Genomic DNA, 18,041 nt, shown 5'->3' on the forward strand with positions numbered 1-18,041 from the left:
TCAGGCTGCCTTGCGCTGTTCAAGCATCAGCCGCACGGCCAGGCCGCCCAGCACGAAGCCCATGAAATAACGCTGCGCCGCCAGCCAGGTCGGGTTGTTGACGAACCACGACGCGATGCCCGCCGCGAACAGCGCGATCAGCAGGTTGACGCAGAAACTGACGCTGATCTGGGTCAGGCCGAGGATGATGCTCTGGGTGAACACCGAGCCGTGCTCTGGCGAAATGAACTGCGGAAATACCGAGAGGTAGAACACCGCGATTTTCGGGTTCAGCGCGCTGGTGAGAAAGCCCATGGTGATCAGTTTGCGCGACGAATCCGCCGGCAGTTGCTGCGCCTCGAATGGCGAACGGGCGCCGGGTTTCACCGCCTGCCAGGCCAGCCACAGCAGGTACAGCGCACCGGCCCACTTCAACACTTCATAGGCCATCGGCACCGCGAGAAACACCGCAGTCAAACCGGCAGCCGCCGCGAACAGATGCACAAAGAAACCCGCCACCACGCCGAGCAGCGAAGTCACCCCGGCACGGCGTCCCTGACAGATCGAACGCGAGATCAGGTAGATCATGTTCGGCCCCGGCGTCAGTACCATCAGCAGTGCAGCGGCGGCAAAAATCAGCAGGTCTTGAAGCGGGATCATGACGAAGTCCTTTACACGAATGATCAGGCGATCGCGGTCAGCGAGGCTCGATAAAACGGCAGGATCAGGTCACGTGTCAATGGGGCGAGAATTACATTGCCGTCGGTGGCCGGGTCGATCCAGATCACCTCTTCGATCTCGGCAGCCGGCAACACTTGAGCATCGATGGTCAACTGAAAGATCTCGGCCTGCACGACGAATCCCGGCTCGTTGGCGGCGGGCGCCGAGAACTGGCCGAGAAAGCTCGCCTGCGCCGGATCGATCACCAGTCCCAGTTCTTCTTCCAGCTCACGGGCCAATGCATGCACCGGCAGTTCATGAGGTTCGATCTTGCCGCCCGGTTGCATGAACGCCGTAGTGCCGCGCTTGCGCACCAGCAGGGTCTGGCCGTCGGGGTTGAGCAGCAATGCGGCAGCAATGCGAATGATGGAATTATTTGTGGTCGACATGAACGGAAAGCCTTTGACTCAAAAAACGGCAAGCATCACACGCCCGCCGTTCATGAGCAAAGACTCGGCCGGAACCTCAGGCCGCTTCCTGGAAATCCATCTCCGGCGGCTGCCGGCGGAAACCACCCGTGAGCACCGCCAGGTACACCACGCCAATCGCCAGCCAGCTCAGGCCCAGATACACCGCCAGGTGATCGAGGCTGACCATCAGCCACAAGTCCGCCGCCAGGCCGATGAACGGAAAGATCAGGAACAGGATCAACTCGCGCAGGCCTTTTTTCTCGCCGCCGATCCAATAGTGAAAAATCACCGACAGGTTGACCAGGCTGAACGCCAGGAACGCGCCGAAGTTGATGAACGAGGTCGAGGTGGTCACGTCGAGTTTCAGCGCCAGCAAGGCCACCACCGCACACAGCAGGATGCTGTTGACCGGGGTGCCGAAGCGCTCGTGCAAGGTGCCGAAGAATGACTTGGGCAGAACACCGTCACGGCCCATCGCAAACAGCAGCCGCGAACCGCTGGCCTGCGCCGACAGGCCCGAGGCGAACTGGCCGACGATCAGGCCGATCAGGAAGATCGACACGAACAGATCACCGCCGATGTTGCGTGCAATTTCGTAGGCCGCCGAGTCGACGCTGTCGAACTGGAACGACGGATGGGCGATCTGCACGAAGTACGAGACGCCGACGAAAATCAGCCCGCCTATCAGGGTAATCAGCATGATCGCCCGAGGGATGGTGCGACGTGGATCGCGGGTTTCTTCGGTGAGCGTGCTGACCGCATCGAAACCAAGGAACGAGTAACAGGCGATGGCGGCGCCGCTCATGATCAGCGGCATCTGCATGTCGCCGTTGAAGAACGGTTTGATCGACCACAGCGGCGTGCTGGCATCGCCGCCAACGTAATGCACGCACAACGCGACGAAGGCGATCAGCACCAGGAACTGCACCAGCATCAGCAAGGCGTTGATGCCGTTGGCCAGTTTCAGGCCGATGATGTTGATCGCGCTGGTGATGCCGATGAATGCCAGTACCCAGACCCACTGCGGGATCGACGGGAACGCCGAAGCCAGATACGCGGCGCCGATCAGCCAGATCGCCATCGGCAGAAACAGATAATCGAGCAGCACCGCCCAACCGGCGATGAAGCCGAGTTTCGGGCTGATGGCCTTGCGCACGTAGCTGTAGGCCGAGCCGGCCACCGGGAACGCGGCGGCCATTCGGCCATAACTCATGGCGGTGAAGAACATCGCCACCAGCGCCGCCAGATACGCGGCGGGCACCATGCCGGCGGTGGACTGGGCGAGGATGCCGAACGTGCCGAGAACAATGATCGGCGTCATGTAGGCGATGCCGAACAGCACCACCGACCCTAGTGAAAGGGTGCGTTGCAAACGAGCCATGGGCGACTTACTCCGGATTTTATTGGATTTATGGCAGAGGCCGAGTTCGGCGAAGGTTTTGGGTGTTGCTTGTTTTTTTGTTCGAATGGAGATCCTTACCCCCTCACCCCAGCCCTCTCCCCCAAGGGGGCGAGGGGAAAGGGAGCAGATCTCCATGCTTTTCAGATCCTGAGTTCGACTCGATCCCTCAGGTCGATGTACTTCGAGTGAACACCTCGGTCAGTCCCCTCTCCCTCCGGGAGAGGGTTAGGGTGAGGGCTGGGGTTCAACGGTGTGGAATAAGCAACTCCCGAACACCACCATCCCGCTCCACCACCTCCCCCGGCAACCTCAACCGCTGATCATCCAGATACCGATAGTCCTTGCGCGCCAGCTCCAACTGGCCGAAATCCAGCTCAACGCTGAACCGTCCTTCCTCACGCCCGGCCTCGAACAGCACCGTGCCCAGCGGGTCCACCAGCGCACTGCCGCCGGCAAACATCAACCCGTCATCCCCGGCTTCCACACGGTTGACCATCAGCGCAAACGCCTGGTTTTCCTGAGCCCGGGCCATGATCGCGGTACGGTGGGTCGGACCGTATGGGTCCATGTTGCCGTTGGTCACGATCAGCAATTCGGCGCCCAGTTGCGCCAGGGCCCGGGCCGATTCCGGGAATTCGATGTCGTAGCAGATCAGCAGACCGACCCGCACGCCGTTCCACAGGCACGTGGCGTAACGGTCACCGGCCTCGAACACACCGCGATCCGAGGCCCAGAGGTGGGTCTTGCGGTATTTCAGGGCGATGCCTTCGGGGGTAATCAGCAGCGTGGTGTTGTAGAAGCGGCCGTTGTCGTTCTCGGCCATGCCGATCACCACGGCGAGGTTGCGTTCACGGGCGGCGACCTGCACGGCGCTGACGGTCGGGCCGTCCAGCGGTTCGGCGATCTGCGCCACGGTGTCGGCGGTCGGGAAGCCCATCAGGTGGGTCTCGGGGAACACGATCAATTGCGTGTCGACGGCGCAGGCCGCAATCGCCGCGAGGGCGCGTTCGAGGTTGTACGCCGTGTCTTTGTCACGGCCCGCCAGCTGGGCGAGTTCGACTTTCATGGGGAGTCCTTGTTATGAGCGCCGGGCGCCGAAAGATTGCCCGGCGGCTGTCTGTGGGCCAGTATGCTTCGCATTCGACCGGCCAGGGAATTACGCGGCCGGGGTAACCCGATAGGGGTAGAGGCATGACTCTTTCGTTTGACGACATCACCTGGCACCGCGCCGTCGGGCAGTTGATCGACGCCCTCGACAAGCCGAACTTCTGGGCGCAACTGGTGCGCCTGCTTGACCAGTACGTGCCGTTCGATAGCTGGGTGGCGCTGCTGTTCAGCGCCGACCGCCACCCGCAGGTGTTCGCCGAATGCCCCGGCGCCGACGGCAGTCCCGACCAGCTGTTTCAGGATTATCTGCGCGGTCTTTATCTGCTCGACCCGTTCTACATCGCCTGCCGTGAGCAGTCGCGCACCGGTTTGTATCGCCTGTCGGAGGTCGCGCCGGAGCACTTCGAACTGACCGAGTATTACCAGCGATACTTTCGTCTGAATGTGGTGGCCGACGAAATCCAGTTCAATTGCCAACTCGAAGGCGACCGCACGTTGTGCCTGTCGCTGGGCAGCCAGCAACGCTTCACCGGCGAGCAGATTGCCCTGCTGTCGCTGATCCAGCCGTGGGTGCTCGGCCTGTTGCGCCAGCGCCTGCCCTATGAAATCAACGAAACCGTGGCATTGGCCCCGGCGCCTGCGCAACCGGACTGGCGGGTACAGCTCGAAGCATCGGTGCAGCAACTCAAGGGCGCGCAACTGACCGCCCGGGAACTGGACGTCGGGCGCCTGATGCTCAGCGGTTGCTCCAGTAAAGAAATCGCCCGTAAGCTGGAAATCTCTGTTGAAACCGTGAAAGTCCATAAGAAACACATGTACAGCAAGCTGGGGATCAAATCCCAGTCGGAGCTGTTTTCGATCTTTCTGCAGGCGCAGAACGCCTGACTGCCGCAAAAAACCGTCCGAACCAAGGAAACCGTATGAGCCTGTCACTCCTGAGCCGCTACGCCTTCTTTGCCGTCTGCGTGATTTTCACCCTCGCCAGCCTGCCCTTTCTCGAACACGACTGGCTGTGGCCGATCACCGCCGTTACCGGCGTATTGAGCCTGATCGGTCTGTTCGACCTGATGCAGAGCCCGCACGCGGTGCGCCGCAATTATCCGATCCTCGGCAACATCCGTTATCTGGTCGAAGGCATCCGCCCGGAGATCCGCCAGTACCTGCTCGAATCCGACAGCGACGCCCTGCCCTTCTCCCGCGCCCAGCGTTCGCTGGTGTACTCGCGAGCGAAGAATGAAACCGCCGACAAACCGTTCGGCACCCTGATCGACGTCTATCAATCCGGTTTCGAATTCATCGGCCACTCGATGCGCCCGGCGCCGTTGAGCGACCCGAGCAGTTTCCGCGTCACCGTCGGCGGCCCGCAGTGCACCCAGCCGTACTCGGCGTCGGTGTTCAACATCTCGGCCATGAGCTTTGGCTCGCTCAGCGCCAACGCGATCCGCGCGCTGAACCAGGGTGCCAAACTCGGCAATTTCGCCCACGACACCGGCGAAGGCAGCATCAGCCCCTATCACCGCGAACACGGCGGCGACCTGACCTGGGAACTGGGTAGCGGCTACTTCGGCTGCCGCACCAGCGACGGCCGCTTCGACCCGGAACGCTTCGCCGCCCAGGCGCAGACTCCGCAAGTGCGGATGATCGAAATCAAGATGAGCCAGGGCGCCAAACCCGGCCACGGCGGGATTCTGCCCAAGCACAAGGTCACCCAGGAAATCGCCGACACCCGCGGCATCCTGATGGGCGAAGACTGCATCTCGCCGTCGCGCCACAGCGCGTTCTCCACGCCGATCGAGATGATGCATTTCATCCAGCAGCTGCGTGAACTGTCCGGCGGCAAACCGGTGGGCTTCAAGTTCTGCCTCGGCCATCCGTGGGAGTTCATGGGCATCGCCAAGGCCATGCTGGAAACCGGCATCCTGCCGGACTTCATCGTGGTCGACGGCAAAGAAGGCGGCACCGGCGCCGCGCCGGTGGAGTTCACCGACCACATCGGCGTGCCGATGCGCGAAGGCCTGCTGTTCGTGCACAACACCCTGGTCGGCCTGAACCTGCGGGACAAGATCAAGCTCGGCGCCAGCGGCAAGATCGTCAGTGCGTTCGACATCGCCAGCGTGCTGGCCATCGGCGCCGACTGGGCCAACTCCGCGCGCGGCTTCATGTTCGCCATCGGCTGCATCCAGTCGCAAAGCTGCCACACCAACAAATGCCCGACCGGCGTCGCCACCCAGGACACCCTGCGCCAGCGCGCGCTGGTGGTGCCGGACAAGGCCCAGCGGGTCTATAACTTCCACCGCAATACGCTCAAGGCCTTGGCGGAAATGCTCGCCGCCGCCGGACTCGATCATCCGTCGCAACTGTCGGCCAAGCATCTGGTGCGGCGCATGTCGGCGACCGAAATCAAACTGTTCTCGCAGTTGCACGTGTTCCTGAAACCAGGGGAATTGCTCACCGGGGAAGTGAACGGCGAGTTCTATTCGCGGATGTGGCAGATGGCGCGGGCGGACAGTTTCGAACCGCAGGAAATCGCGGCGGCCTAGACTCTGAACGGTCACCATTGCAGCAAGCGGCCATGGGACGGTTCCTTCATCACGATGAAGCCGTAGTCGCCAATCAGGTAGAGGCGGTAATAGAGGCTGTCCACCAAAGGTGGATAGCCCATCAGACCGACGTGGGTCGCGTTGCGCCGTTCGCGCTCGGCGACCACGTTGGTGATGCCGGCCGAGGGCAGGTTTTCGGCGAGCATGAAGTAGTCGATGTTCAGCAGGTAGTGCAGCACCGGCAACTGTTTGAACGTACCCACCGCCCCCGCCAGCCAGCGGTCGGAGTACGTCACCGAGATATAAATCCGTTTGGCTTCGCGCAGTTCGCGATGGGACGAGATGTCGTGGCTCAGGCTATAGAGCGCATTGCTGGCGAAGGCTTTCTCCATCGTCAGCGCCCGGCCATAAGCGAAGGACAACGACAGCATGGCCAGAAGCGGAATCGCCAACACCAAAGGCAACCGTTGATGCAGCGGCATCAACCCCAGCCAGGCCAGATAGAACAGCAACATCAGCAGCACACCGAATCCCATCAGGGTGCGCGCGCCTTCGTTGAAGTCGCGAAACAGCAGCGTCATGCCCGGCACCAGCAGCACAATCAACGGCAACGCCAGCAGACAGCTGAAGCTCAAGAGCAAACCCTTGGCGCGGGACATGTTGCGCTCGCGAATCTGCCGCCCCAACTGCACGGCGCCGAACACGGCGCACAGCACCAGCACAATAAAAATCGCCGTGTAGCCGCCGTGAAACAGCAGCGCAACTTTCTCTATCACCCGACCGATATTGATGCCGATCTGCAGCAACGGATCAGCGCTCGCATTCAGCAACTGCGTGCGCCCGTGGTCCGTGAACGGATAGGCCGTGACGCTGTAGATCGACACCGCCAGCAGCAGCTGCGCCAGCCTCCAGCCTGACTGGCACCAGAGCGCTGACCACGGCATTCGCCCGTGAACATTCCTGAGCAATTCAAGGCAACACAGCCCGAGAAACACATTGAGGCTGATCTGATACAACCCGATCGCCAGCGCCAGCAACGCCGACGGCACCAGCCATCGCTGAATGCGCGAAGCGCCGCAAAACGTGATCGCGTAAATCACCGCGACCAGACTCAGGGCCATGCCGGCCCCGTCGTATTGATAGGACAGGTTCTGCAACAGAAACGGGTTGTACCAGAGCGGCAACGGCACCAGACAACAGGCCAGCGTCGGTTCGGGAAAATAGTGGAAGGTCAGCCGGGTCAAAGCGAACGACATCGCTACGGCGGCAAGCAACAGCGGCAGAGGAAAAATATTCGGCGCAGCGTCGGTGAAGGTCAGCGCCTGATACAACCAGTCCATGAACAACCGCCCCTGCCCGGCCCAAGCGTTGCCGGCGGCCAGCGTGCGCCAGTTATCGTCGATGTAGGGGAAGTCGGCAAGAATCAGCGGCAGGATGTACAGCAGCGTGGCGAGCAGGAAGAACAGCACGACCTGACGGCGGCCGAGTTCTCGTACGAGAAAATCGCTCATCCTCATACCTGCGCCTCTGTTCACGGCTGCGCTGGAAACAACGTAGCTAAACCTTCGAACATGACTCTGGATCAGAAGTCGTTTTTTGCGCTGATTTCAGACCAGCGGCATCAACCTCGCACCGACGAAAAAGCCCCGGACTTTCGACCGGGGCTTTCGAGTTTCAGCAACAACGAATTACGAAGCCGAACGCACCGCGCCCTGGGACGCATCGCTTGGTTGCAGCTTGAACACGTAGAACAAAACGGTCAGCAGCACCAGGAACGCCGGGCCTACATAAAGTGCCACGCGAGTGTCCGGGAAGTACGCCATCAGACCGACTACCAGCACCAGGAACGCCAGCGCAAGATACGAGCTGATCGGGAACAGCCACATCTTGTACTTCAGGCCGGCCCGTTCAGTGGCGCTCAGGCCTTTGCGGAATTTCAGCTGGGCCAGCAGGATCATCACCCAGGTCCAGATCGCGCCGAAGGTGGCAATCGAGGTCACCCAGACGAAGACTTTTTCAGGCACCAGATAGTTGAGCAGCACGCCCAGCAGCAGCGCGAAGATCGACAGCAGCAATGCGCGACGCGGTACACCGTTGCTCGAGGTGCGAGCGAAACCGGCCGGCGCCTGGCCGTTCTGCGCCAGGCTGTAGAGCATGCGTCCGGTGCTGAAGATGCCGCCATTGCACGACGACAGCGCTGCGGTAATCACCACGAAGTTGATGATGCCGGCGGCGGTCTTGATGCCCAGACGTTCAAAGGTCATCACGAACGGACTGCCCTGGGTGCCGATTTCATTCCACGGGTAGATCGACAGGATCACGAACAGCGCGCCGACGTAGAACAGCAGGATCCGCCAGAACACCGAGCCGATCGCATTCGGGATGGTCTTCTGCGGGTTCTTCGCTTCACCGGCGGTCAGGCCGATCATTTCCACGCCGAGGTAGGCGAACATCACCATCTGCAGCGACATCAACACGCCCGTCACGCCGTTGGGCATGAAGCCGCCGTGGGCCCACAGGTTGGAAATCCCCAGCGCCACGCCGTCGTTGCCGAAACCGAAAGCAATGATGCCGATGCCGCCAAGCACCATGGCAATGATGGTGACGATCTTGATCAGGGCGAACCAGAACTCGAATTCACCGAAGGCCTTCACCGCGATCAGGTTGATCGAGCCCATGCTGACCAGCGCCGCCAGCGCCCAGATCCAGCGCGGGACATCGGGGAACCAGATGCCCATGTACACCGCCACCGCGGTGATTTCGGCGACGCAGGTCACCAGCCACAGGAACCAGTAGTTCCAGCCGGTCAGAAAGCCCGCCAGCGGGCCGAGGTAATCCTGTGCGTAACGGCTGAAGGAGCCGGCGACCGGGTTGTGTACGGCCATTTCGCCGAGGGCGCGCATGATCACCAGGATCGCCAGACCGCCGATGATGTAAGACAGCATGATCGCCGGGCCGGCCATTTCGATGGCCTTGGCCGAACCGAGAAACAGACCGACACCGATGCAGGCGCCGAGCGCCATCAGGCGAATATGCCGTTCACCGAGTTCGCGTTTGAGCGGACCGCCTTGAGCGGTTTCGCCATGGGGCGGGTGATTGCCGACTGGCATGGGGGACTTCCTCGTCTTGTTATTGGATGTGACCACCGAGTGTTCAAGCGTCGGCCGATAAGCCTGCGCCTGGGTAAATACCGGCCCTGCTTCGTGGGCAGAACCGTCCCGCAGAAGCAACCTGCGGGATCAGCGGGGCGTGCAGTATAAAAAGCTTGCGACAGGTTTTTTCACTCTATAAGGCATCTGATTCAGACGTAAACCTCGTCAATTCACAGGTTTACGAGACAAACCATCCTGCATTTCGAGGATTATTCACCGCGCAAATGGGCGCCGAGTATTGCACAGCAATGGTGCAACGTCATGCCGCAACCGGGTTTGAAGATTTGTTCAGATGAAGCCGGCCACCGTTCTTCACAATTTTTTCACCGACGCCAACCACCGACTAAGCTTCAGTCAAGTCCGATCAATCTGCGTGAATGGATCAATCGACTATGGGCGCTTTGTGGCAAACCGATTCGAGTGAAAAAGTGGTTCCGACTGAACGTGTGGATGAAGCGCCTGTACCTGAAAAACCCCGTCGTAACCGGCATGGGTGGAAGGCTTTCTGGCTCCTGTTGGTGATCATTGCGATTGTCGTGGGCCTGGCTGCGATGAAGGAAATGCGCACCTCGCGTTTTCAGTCCCGGGAGGTCAGCCAGTACGCCGCCAAACTCAAGTACGAATTGCAACCGGGGCCCAGCGAAGCGATCCGCTATCCGGGCAACGGGCCATTCGACCTGCGTCTGGGCTACAGCTCGCTGGACGAATTCCTGCCGCGGCTGATCAAGCGCAACTACGTCATCACCGAGCAGACGCGCTTCTCCCCGGCCCTGCTCAACTACACCGACAAGGGCCTGTTCGTGCCCTACTCCGAAAAGATCCAGGCCGGGCTGTCGATCACCGATTGCCGCGCCGCGCCGCTGTATCAGTACAACTATCCGCAGCAGCTGTACGCAAGCTTCGACTCGATCCCGCCGGTGGTGGTCAACAGCCTGCTGTTCATCGAAAACCGCTTCCTGCTCGACCCCAGGCAACCGCTGGCCAACCCGGCGGTGGACTGGCCGCGCTTCGGCATGGCCGCGTGGTCGCAGGTTGCCAAGTTGCTGCACTTGCCAGGGCAGTCGGCCGGCGGCAGTACCCTGGCCACCCAGCTTGAGAAATACCGCCATTCACCCGATGGCCTGACGGTGTCCGGTGCGGAGAAGATCCGCCAGATGATTTCCGCCAGCGTGCGCGCCTATCAGGGCGGCCCGGACACCTTGCCGGCGCGACAGAACATCATTCGCGATTACCTGAACAGCGTGCCGCTGTCGGCAGTGCCGGGGCATGGCGAAGTGCACGGCATGGCCGAGGGTCTGCGGGTCTGGTATGGCGCCGATTTCAACGAGGCCAACCGCAAACTATCCAGCTCAGCGACCGATCCGCAGTCCATGGCGGACAAAGGTCTGGCCCTGCGCGAAATGCTCTCGCTGATGATCGCCCAGCGCCGTCCTTCGCATTACCTGACCAAGGGCCGTGAAGAACTGGTCGAACTGACCAACAGCCACTTGCGCCTGCTCAAGCAGAACGGCGTGATCGACGCGGCCCTGGCCGATGCCGCGCTGGCCAGCACCATCAGCTATCGCGATTGGCAGACCCAGCCGACGATCCAGCCGATCGAAACCAACAAGGGCATCAGTGTCGCCCGCAGCCGGTTGGCATCGATGCTCAACCGTCCGCTGTACGACCTCGACCGTCTTGATCTGTCTGCTACCAGCACCTTGCAAGGCGAGCTGCAAACTCAGGCTACCGCCTACCTGAAAAAACTCGCCGACCCGGCCTACGCCACCGAAGTCGGCCTGATGGGCGAACGCCTGCTGACGCCCACCAGCACCACCCAGGTGCGTTACAGCTTCACCCTGTTCGAACTGACCCCGGACGGTTCACGTGTGCGGGTGCAGACCGACAGCACCGACCAGCCGTTCGACATCAACGAAGGCAGCAAACTGGAACTGGGCTCCACGGCCAAGATGCGAGTGCTGACCACCTACCTGCAAATCATCGCGGAGCTGCATGACAAATACGGCGCCATGACCGTGCCGGAACTGAAGAAAGTCGAGGTGCCGGATCAGGATCGCCTGAGCCAGTGGGTGATCGATTACCTGATCCAGAACAAGGATCACGACCTGTCGAAAATGCTCGGTGCCGCCCTCGACCGCAAATATTCGGCCAGCCCCGGCGAGGCGTTTTTCACCGGTGGCGGCTTGCATGTGTTCCATAACTTTCGCAAGGAAGACAACGGCCGCCTGCCGACCCTGCGCGATGCCCTGCGTGAGTCGATCAACCTGCCGTTCATTCGCCTGATGCGCGATCTGGTGCGCTACACCACCTACTCCGGTCCCAACAACAGCGCCGAGCTGCTCAAGGACGATCGCGACCCGCGCCGTCAGGAATACCTCGCCTCGTTCGCCGACCGCGAAGGTACTTCGTTCCTGCTCAAGTTCTGGAAGAAGTACCGCAACAAGGACACCCAGGCCCGGCTCGACACCTTCCTCGACAGCATGCGCCCGACGCCGATCCGCATGGCCGCCGTGCACCGTTACCTGCTGCCCAACGCCAGCCAGGAAGACTTCAACACCTTTGTGCGCTCGCACCTCAAGGGCGTGAAGATCACCGAAAAACTCACCGACGAACGCCTGGAACGGCTCTACCTGGCCTACGGTCCCGGCACCTACGACCTGCCGGATCAGGGTTTCATCGCCAAGGTTCACCCACTGGACCTGTGGATGATCGGCTACCTGCTCAACCATCCCGACGCGACCTTCAAGGACATCGTCAAGGCCAGCCAGTTCGAGCGTCAGGAAGTCTACAGCTGGCTGTTCAAGAGCAAGCACAAGGGCGCCCGTGACAGCCGGATCCGCACGATGCTGGAGATCGAAGCGTTCCTCGAGATCCATCAGCGCTGGCAGAAAGTCGGCTATCCGTTCGATCACCTGGTGCCGTCGCTGGCCACCGCCATCGGCAGCTCCGGCGACCGCCCCGCTGCGCTGGCCGAGTTGATCGGCACCATTCTCAACGACGGCGTGCGTATGCCGACCCTGCGCATCGACAGCCTGCACTTTGCCGCCGGCACGCCTTACGAAACGAAACTGGTCAATGACCCTCACGTCGGCAAACGGGTGATGCCGTCCGAAGTCGCCACGGCGATGCGCGAAGCGTTATCGCAAGTGGTGGACTCGGGGACCGCCAAACGTGTTTCCGGCAGTTTCAAATTGAACGATGGAACACCGCTGGTCATGGGCGGCAAGACCGGCACCGGCGACAACCGGATCGAGGCGATCGGCTCCGGCGGGCGGATTCTCAGCTCGAAATCGATCAACCGTACGGCCACCTTCGTGTTTTACATCGGTGACCACCATTTCGGCACGCTCACCGCGTTCGTGCCGGGGCGCTCGGCGGAGAACTTCAAGTTCACTTCTGCCCTGCCGGTGCAGGTTCTCAAGGGGATGGCACCGATTCTGATGCCATATCTGCAACCGGGCAGTGATTCGCAGTGTCTGGCGCCGCAAACAGCGACTGTGGCATCGACCACTAACTGAACCTGTGAAGGGTAATAGTTATGTGTTTTATGCATTCCAATATTCAATAAATCAGACATTAACCCGACACTTCGGCAACAGGCTTTTAAACTAATTAATCCGCTCATTGGACGTTAGGCTGAGAATTCTTTACTTATTCAAGGCCTGCACAATGACTGCAACATCCACATATAAAGGGCAACATTACGACTTAATTAAATCGCGTATCGATCCGGTCTTCAGCGATATGCAGTTACACCGTGCCCATGCGCTAGGCAATACGCCCCTCCAGCTTGAATCCTGGATGACCGATGCGTCGGCCGGCGAGCTGGAACGCATGTCGGCCGATAACCGTCGGGCGTGGGGTGCACAGAACCGAATCGACCGCCTGCTCGGGCGTCTTCAGGATATCTACGCTTTCGCCGAGCCCTTGCTCAAGGCCAGGCTGCTCGAACAGTTCCAGATCGATGTCGACGTCAAGAATACCTATCTGAGGCTATACGCTTCGGCTCAGACGCCCTGGTACGTCCATAACTTCAACAAAGCCTCCAAAGCCAGAACGGTTTCGATGCTTGATGCGGCATTGCATAACTTCGCACACGACGAGCACTATCAAAACTATTCGACTTTCATTACCAAAACCGACGTCGCACGCGACTTGTTCGACTCCTCGCCGATCAACCGGACAATCAGCGTGAGTCAGTTTCAGACGTTGTGCCGGGAACTGGACCTTGGTGCGCGCTACAGGCGCCATCTCGAAACAGTCCTGCTGGACAAGGAACCGGTAGCAGAAACGTACCTGCGCACACGGGTCGAGCAAAGCCAAAAAGCGACGCTCAAGGCCGCTGCGCAGATGGCGCGGCTCAAAAAGGACATCGGTCACAGTGCCCATGCGCTGATCCGCGAAGTGTTGCTTGGCCGTCAGACTCTCACACTGGACGGCCAGCCGATGCTGGTTTGCGACCTGGGCATGATGGATCTGACTTTCACCGGCATCCTGATCATTCGGCCGGATCCGGAACAGGCGCCTCACTCACCGAAAATGATTGCCTATGTTCCCCACGACCCGGATCACCCGCTCAAGGAATACGCCTCGACCCTGGACTTCATGCAAGAGCTGACCCGGCAACTTCGGGCCAATGCGACATCACCCTCCTCCGGGCTCAGCTACCGGCAGTTTTTCAGCCAGTTTGTCGATCATGAACAGCGTGGGCATTTTTTTGCCGGGCTCGAACAACGTCTGAGCTACGTAAAATGGTATCCGCAAGAAGCGGGCGATTCGCGTCCATCATGGCGGGAAACACCGGTGGAGAAACCGCAACTGCAATTCAGCGCACCGCCGATCCGCTCGCCGCTGTGGAAGTACCTCTTCGAGCAGCGACTCAACAAGATTCTCAACGACGCACGCGTGATTGCAGTGGCGACCGCCGACGCCGACGACAAGGCACGCTGGGCCTGGTGGGAGAATGTCCTGAAGATTGCCGGCGACATTCTCAACGTGTCGTTGTTCGTCTTGATGCCGTTCGTGCCGTATCTGGGCGTTGCGATGCTGGTCTACACGGCGTTCCAGTTGACCAATGAAGTCATCGAAAGCGCAGTGGATCTTGGTTACAGAAACTGGGTCGAAGCGGCGGAGCATGTCGTAGGTATCGTCATCGATGTGGTGCAACTGGCGGCATTTGTCGTCGGGGGCCTGGCCGCCAAAAAAATTCTGAAACTCTCGCCACTGGTCGAAGGCATGAAACCGGTGACGGGACACGACGAAAAAATCCGCTTGTGGCACACCGACCTCACGCCATACGCGCAAACAGACACTGTTCCACCGCCGGCAGCGAAACCTTCTGCATCCGGGCTGTATCGATTTGCGGGCAAAACCTTGCTGCCTCTCGACGGTCGGCATTACGCAGTGAAATTCGATCGCAGCAACGGCCGCCATCGCGTCCAGCATCCCACTCGCCCGCAGGCGTACGCGCCGCAATTGCGCCACAACGAACAGGGCGCGTGGGTACACGAGGGGGAAAAACCACAGGACTGGGACGGTTCGATTCTGATGCGCCGGTTGGGTCACAGCGTGGACGGCTACAGCGACACCGAACTGGAACACCTGCGCAGCATCAGCGGCACCTCGCCAGAATCACTGCGCCGGATGTATATGGACAACGCGCCGCCACCGGCACTGCTGGCCGATACCCTGACTCGTTTTCGGACGTGGGACGAAACCCGCAACGTCGGCCAGTTGATTCGCTCCGGACAACCACTGGCCCCGACCGCCTATTGGTTCAGCCGAATGGTCCCGGACATGCCAGGCTGGCCTGCCGACAAAGCGTTGAAGGTTTTTGAAAGCGCTGACTCGAACGGAAATTTTCACCTGTACGGCAACCCGCAAGCGACAGCCGGACAGACGCTGAGCATTGGCATGCCTGACCTGTTGGCTGGCAGGCTGCCGGAGCGGCTGACGGATTTTCTCGACGACGCCGAGATGCAGTCGTTGCTCGGCGGCAGCTACCCCAGAGCGCAACGGGCTCAGACACTGCGCAACCAACTGGCGGATGCAGTGGAGACGCGCACCCCGGAAATTTTCAACTATCAATATCAAGCCAATGATCACCTTGGCGATGCCCAGGTTCACTTGCTGCAACAACAGTTTCCACAGCTGCCCTCCCGGGTTGCCGAGGCGCTGCTGAAGGACGCGACACCGGCCGAGCAGACCATCATCCGCGAAGAACGACGGATACCGCTGCGCCTGAAAGACCAGGCCCGGGAAAGTGCTTTTGAAGTCAGCGCGGCGCGTGCCACTGAAGGATTGTATGAGCCGGCATTACGATTGCCCGATACCGAGCGATTGATTCTTGGCGCCCTGAGGCAACGCACCGATGCCTTCGCTGATCTGCGCATTGAAGTACGTGAGCTTTTTCATGACGGCGCGCTTCGCTGCAGTGTCGGCAACGAAAAGGCCAGTACCGTGCGCGTACTGGTCAGGGATCAGCGTGGCCGCTATGAAGTGCGCGATGACCGGGACAACAGTCTGCATCCGCCTGCAGATCTGTATGAAGCCATTCTGCTGGCCGTGCCCGCCGACAAGCGGGCCGCGTTGGGCTACCGCCTCGGCCAGGGGCAATCGCTCAAACAGTGGGTGCAAGTCATTAGCGAACGTCCTGCCGAACGAAGGACATTGCTCGCACGGCCGCCCATCCGCCCTCGGGTTCCTCTGCAAACCGAGCTGCTGCTGCGCGGGCCGGGGCACTCGAAAACGGCACTGAGCGTAGAGGAGAAAGTCGCAAACCTCTATCCGCATTTCGATCAGGCCGAAGCACTCGCCTTCACCCGTTCCCTGCAAGCGAACGGTGATCCCCACTCACAGATCAAACTGCTGGAACAGCAGCTTCAACGGCTCAGGCAGACACTGGAAACCTGGCGTCAGCGCTATCTGACCGAGTGGGATCCTGAAAGTCCGGACAGCACTATCCCGCGCACTTACTGGGACTATCAACGGAACGGCGGACAGTTTCTCGCCGATCGTCTGCTGGAGTGTTTCGAACGCAAGTCCGAAGTATTCGGCGAGCGCAGTCTCAGCATGCAGGAAGGTTATCGGCTGGACCTGTCCAGCGAATGGCTGCCCAAGGATATCGAGCGTTGGTGGCGACAACTGCCGGAAGAACTCAAATCCTGGTTCGAACAGATCACGACAGTGAATCTGGACGGCTCGACGTTCTCCACCAGACCGAATGGTCTGCTGAAGGACTTGCGGCATATCCGCCAATTAAGTGCCAGAAACTGTGGGCTGAGTTCTCTGCCGGACACCATCGGCCAGATGCAGCAACTGGAGACCCTGCGCCTTAACGACAACCAGATTCAACTGACCCCGAGCACCGCCGAACAACTGCGCAACATGACGCGCATGGAAACCCTCAGGCTCGATCACAATCCACTGGGCATTGCGCCGAATGTCGAGCGCATGCCCCGACTCAAGGTGCTGAGCCTGATCGACACCGGCCTCGAAGGCTGGCCATCGGGCTTGTTCGACAAGCCCCGGCCACGCGGCTTTTTTCTTGATCTGGGCGCCAACTCGCTCAAGCGCATCCCGAATGTACCGCTGGGCTCCGACAGCGCACGGTTGATTGCCCGCAGCCGCGTCTATGCCGACAGACTCTCTGACGCGGTGCGTGTCAGGTACGAGCAATACAGGACATCTGTCGGCATCCCTTCGCGCATGACTTATTCCCGGGCGGCGGAAGATCTGCTGGAACGCTGGCCCGTTTTCGTCGATACCTCGTTGCGCAATGAAACGGCCGGCGTTGGCACCTATCGGCCCGAAGCCTGGCACGAGCTCGCCGAGGAGCCGAATTCCGACGGTTTCTTCACGATCATCGAAGATCTTACCCACTCGGCCGACTACACAGCGGGTGGCAAAGCCAATGATCAACTGACCGACCGCGTGTGGCGGATGATCGGCGCCATGGACATCGACACGCCATTGCGCGAAGAGCTGTTCCTGATGTCGACCGATCCCGAAGGCTGCGCTGACGCCGGCGCACAGCTGTTCAACAACATGGGGGTCAAGACACTGGCCTCTGAAGCCTACTCATACTCGACCAACCGGGCAGAGCTTGAACGCAAACTGGTGACGCTGGCCAAAAGCGCATCGCGACTTGATCAGGTAGGCGAAATCGCCCGCGCCGACATTCGCACTCGCGGAGGCAATCCCGATGAAGTCGAAGTGCACCTGGCCTATGAAACCGGACTGGCGAAAAGTCTCGACTTGCCCTGGCAGTCTGAAGACATGATGTTTCGCCCCACCGCCGGCGTCGATAACCAGACGATCACCACCGCTCGCGATACCGTGCTCGAACGCGAGGCAGGCGACGGACTGGTCAACCAGATGATTGAACAGCCGTTCTGGGAACGCTATCTGCGCGACAACTGGCCGGGCGAAATCGAATCCAACAAGCGCATGCACCTGGAAAAATTCGACTGGCTGGATGACTTGCGAACAGCCCAGACACAGTGGGTGCAAGCGGCTGACCTGCCGTCGGCACAACGTGCAGTTCTCAAAAAGAACCTCACGGATCTGGCCGACAGACTGTCGGTGCCACACAAGGAAGTGCTCACCGGGCAAGCCATGAGCGATGCCACCTATGAGCGATTGCTGCGTGACATCGGCTACCAGGAAAAACAGTTGAGCCGACAGCTCACCCGCGAAGCCATGAGCCGGGCCGGGATCTGAGTACGGTGCC

At 60.4% G+C, this 18,041-nt stretch carries 10 protein-coding genes; 4 read left to right on the top strand and 6 right to left on the bottom strand.

The window, feature by feature from the left end; genetic code table 11:
* The 4 genes from AC07XZ_RS09485 to AC07XZ_RS09500 all read right to left on the bottom strand — a co-directional run bounded on the left by AC07XZ_RS09485 (position 1) and on the right by AC07XZ_RS09500 (position 3,577).
* Positions 1-639, bottom strand: coding sequence for a LysE family translocator (locus AC07XZ_RS09485; protein WP_102687195.1), 639 nt, complete (start codon positions 637-639; stop codon positions 1-3).
* 23 nt (positions 640-662) lie between these two features.
* Positions 663-1,088 carry an NUDIX hydrolase gene (locus AC07XZ_RS09490; RefSeq protein WP_085745285.1) on the bottom strand — a complete coding sequence of 142 codons (426 nt, stop codon included), beginning with the start codon at positions 1,086-1,088 and terminating at the stop codon, positions 663-665.
* Positions 1,089-1,164: 76 nt separating this feature from the next.
* The gene (locus AC07XZ_RS09495; RefSeq protein WP_102687194.1) at positions 1,165-2,490 is read right to left on the bottom strand and encodes an APC family permease; all 1,326 of its coding nucleotides are present in this window, start codon (positions 2,488-2,490) and stop codon (positions 1,165-1,167) included.
* 265 nt (positions 2,491-2,755) lie between these two features.
* On the bottom strand, positions 2,756-3,577 hold the full coding sequence (locus AC07XZ_RS09500; protein WP_102687193.1) for a carbon-nitrogen hydrolase family protein: 822 nt from the start codon (positions 3,575-3,577) through the stop codon (positions 2,756-2,758).
* 125 nt (positions 3,578-3,702) lie between these two features.
* Between AC07XZ_RS09500 and AC07XZ_RS09505 the strand changes: the two genes are divergently transcribed.
* Complete coding sequence (locus AC07XZ_RS09505; protein ID WP_011335770.1) at positions 3,703-4,503, top strand: helix-turn-helix transcriptional regulator; 801 nt, start codon at positions 3,703-3,705, stop codon at positions 4,501-4,503.
* A 35-nt stretch (positions 4,504-4,538) separates the two neighbouring features.
* On the top strand, positions 4,539-6,158 hold the full coding sequence (locus tag AC07XZ_RS09510; RefSeq protein WP_064383868.1) for an FMN-binding glutamate synthase family protein: 1,620 nt from the start codon (positions 4,539-4,541) through the stop codon (positions 6,156-6,158).
* Positions 6,159-6,169: 11 nt separating this feature from the next.
* Here AC07XZ_RS09510 and AC07XZ_RS09515 read toward each other — a convergent pair whose 3' ends face one another.
* On the bottom strand, positions 6,170-7,675 hold the full coding sequence (locus AC07XZ_RS09515; protein WP_102687192.1) for a glucosyltransferase domain-containing protein: 1,506 nt from the start codon (positions 7,673-7,675) through the stop codon (positions 6,170-6,172).
* A gap of 171 nt (positions 7,676-7,846) precedes the next feature.
* Positions 7,847-9,268, bottom strand: coding sequence for an amino acid permease (locus tag AC07XZ_RS09520; protein ID WP_102687191.1), 1,422 nt, complete (start codon positions 9,266-9,268; stop codon positions 7,847-7,849).
* Positions 9,269-9,702: 434 nt separating this feature from the next.
* Between AC07XZ_RS09520 and AC07XZ_RS09525 the strand changes: the two genes are divergently transcribed.
* Positions 9,703-12,828 (top strand): transglycosylase domain-containing protein, encoded by a 3,126-nt coding sequence (locus tag AC07XZ_RS09525; RefSeq protein WP_085745290.1) that lies wholly within the window; start codon positions 9,703-9,705, stop codon positions 12,826-12,828.
* 283 nt (positions 12,829-13,111) lie between these two features.
* Positions 13,112-18,031, top strand: a complete 4,920-nt coding sequence (locus tag AC07XZ_RS09530; RefSeq protein ID WP_305955763.1) for an NEL-type E3 ubiquitin ligase domain-containing protein — start codon at positions 13,112-13,114, stop codon at positions 18,029-18,031.
* Positions 18,032-18,041: the final 10 nt, after the last annotated feature.

This window comes from Pseudomonas sp. GW458-11-26-14-LB4 (genome assembly GCF_059423925.1).

Bases quoted from the DNA above. Each gene is read 5' to 3' on its own strand.
- AC07XZ_RS09485 (WP_102687195.1), bottom strand. From the start codon at position 639: ATGATCCCGCTTCAAGACCTGCTGATTTTTGCCGCCGCTGCACTGCTG.
- AC07XZ_RS09490 (WP_085745285.1), bottom strand. From the start codon at position 1,088: ATGTCGACCACAAATAATTCCATCATTCGCATTGCTGCCGCATTGCTG.
- AC07XZ_RS09495 (WP_102687194.1), bottom strand. From the start codon at position 2,490: ATGGCTCGTTTGCAACGCACCCTTTCACTAGGGTCGGTGGTGCTGTTC.
- AC07XZ_RS09500 (WP_102687193.1), bottom strand. From the start codon at position 3,577: ATGAAAGTCGAACTCGCCCAGCTGGCGGGCCGTGACAAAGACACGGCG.
- AC07XZ_RS09505 (WP_011335770.1), top strand. From the start codon at position 3,703: ATGACTCTTTCGTTTGACGACATCACCTGGCACCGCGCCGTCGGGCAG.
- AC07XZ_RS09510 (WP_064383868.1), top strand. From the start codon at position 4,539: ATGAGCCTGTCACTCCTGAGCCGCTACGCCTTCTTTGCCGTCTGCGTG.
- AC07XZ_RS09515 (WP_102687192.1), bottom strand. From the start codon at position 7,675: ATGAGGATGAGCGATTTTCTCGTACGAGAACTCGGCCGCCGTCAGGTC.
- AC07XZ_RS09520 (WP_102687191.1), bottom strand. From the start codon at position 9,268: ATGCCAGTCGGCAATCACCCGCCCCATGGCGAAACCGCTCAAGGCGGT.
- AC07XZ_RS09525 (WP_085745290.1), top strand. From the start codon at position 9,703: ATGGGCGCTTTGTGGCAAACCGATTCGAGTGAAAAAGTGGTTCCGACT.
- AC07XZ_RS09530 (WP_305955763.1), top strand. From the start codon at position 13,112: ATGACCGATGCGTCGGCCGGCGAGCTGGAACGCATGTCGGCCGATAAC.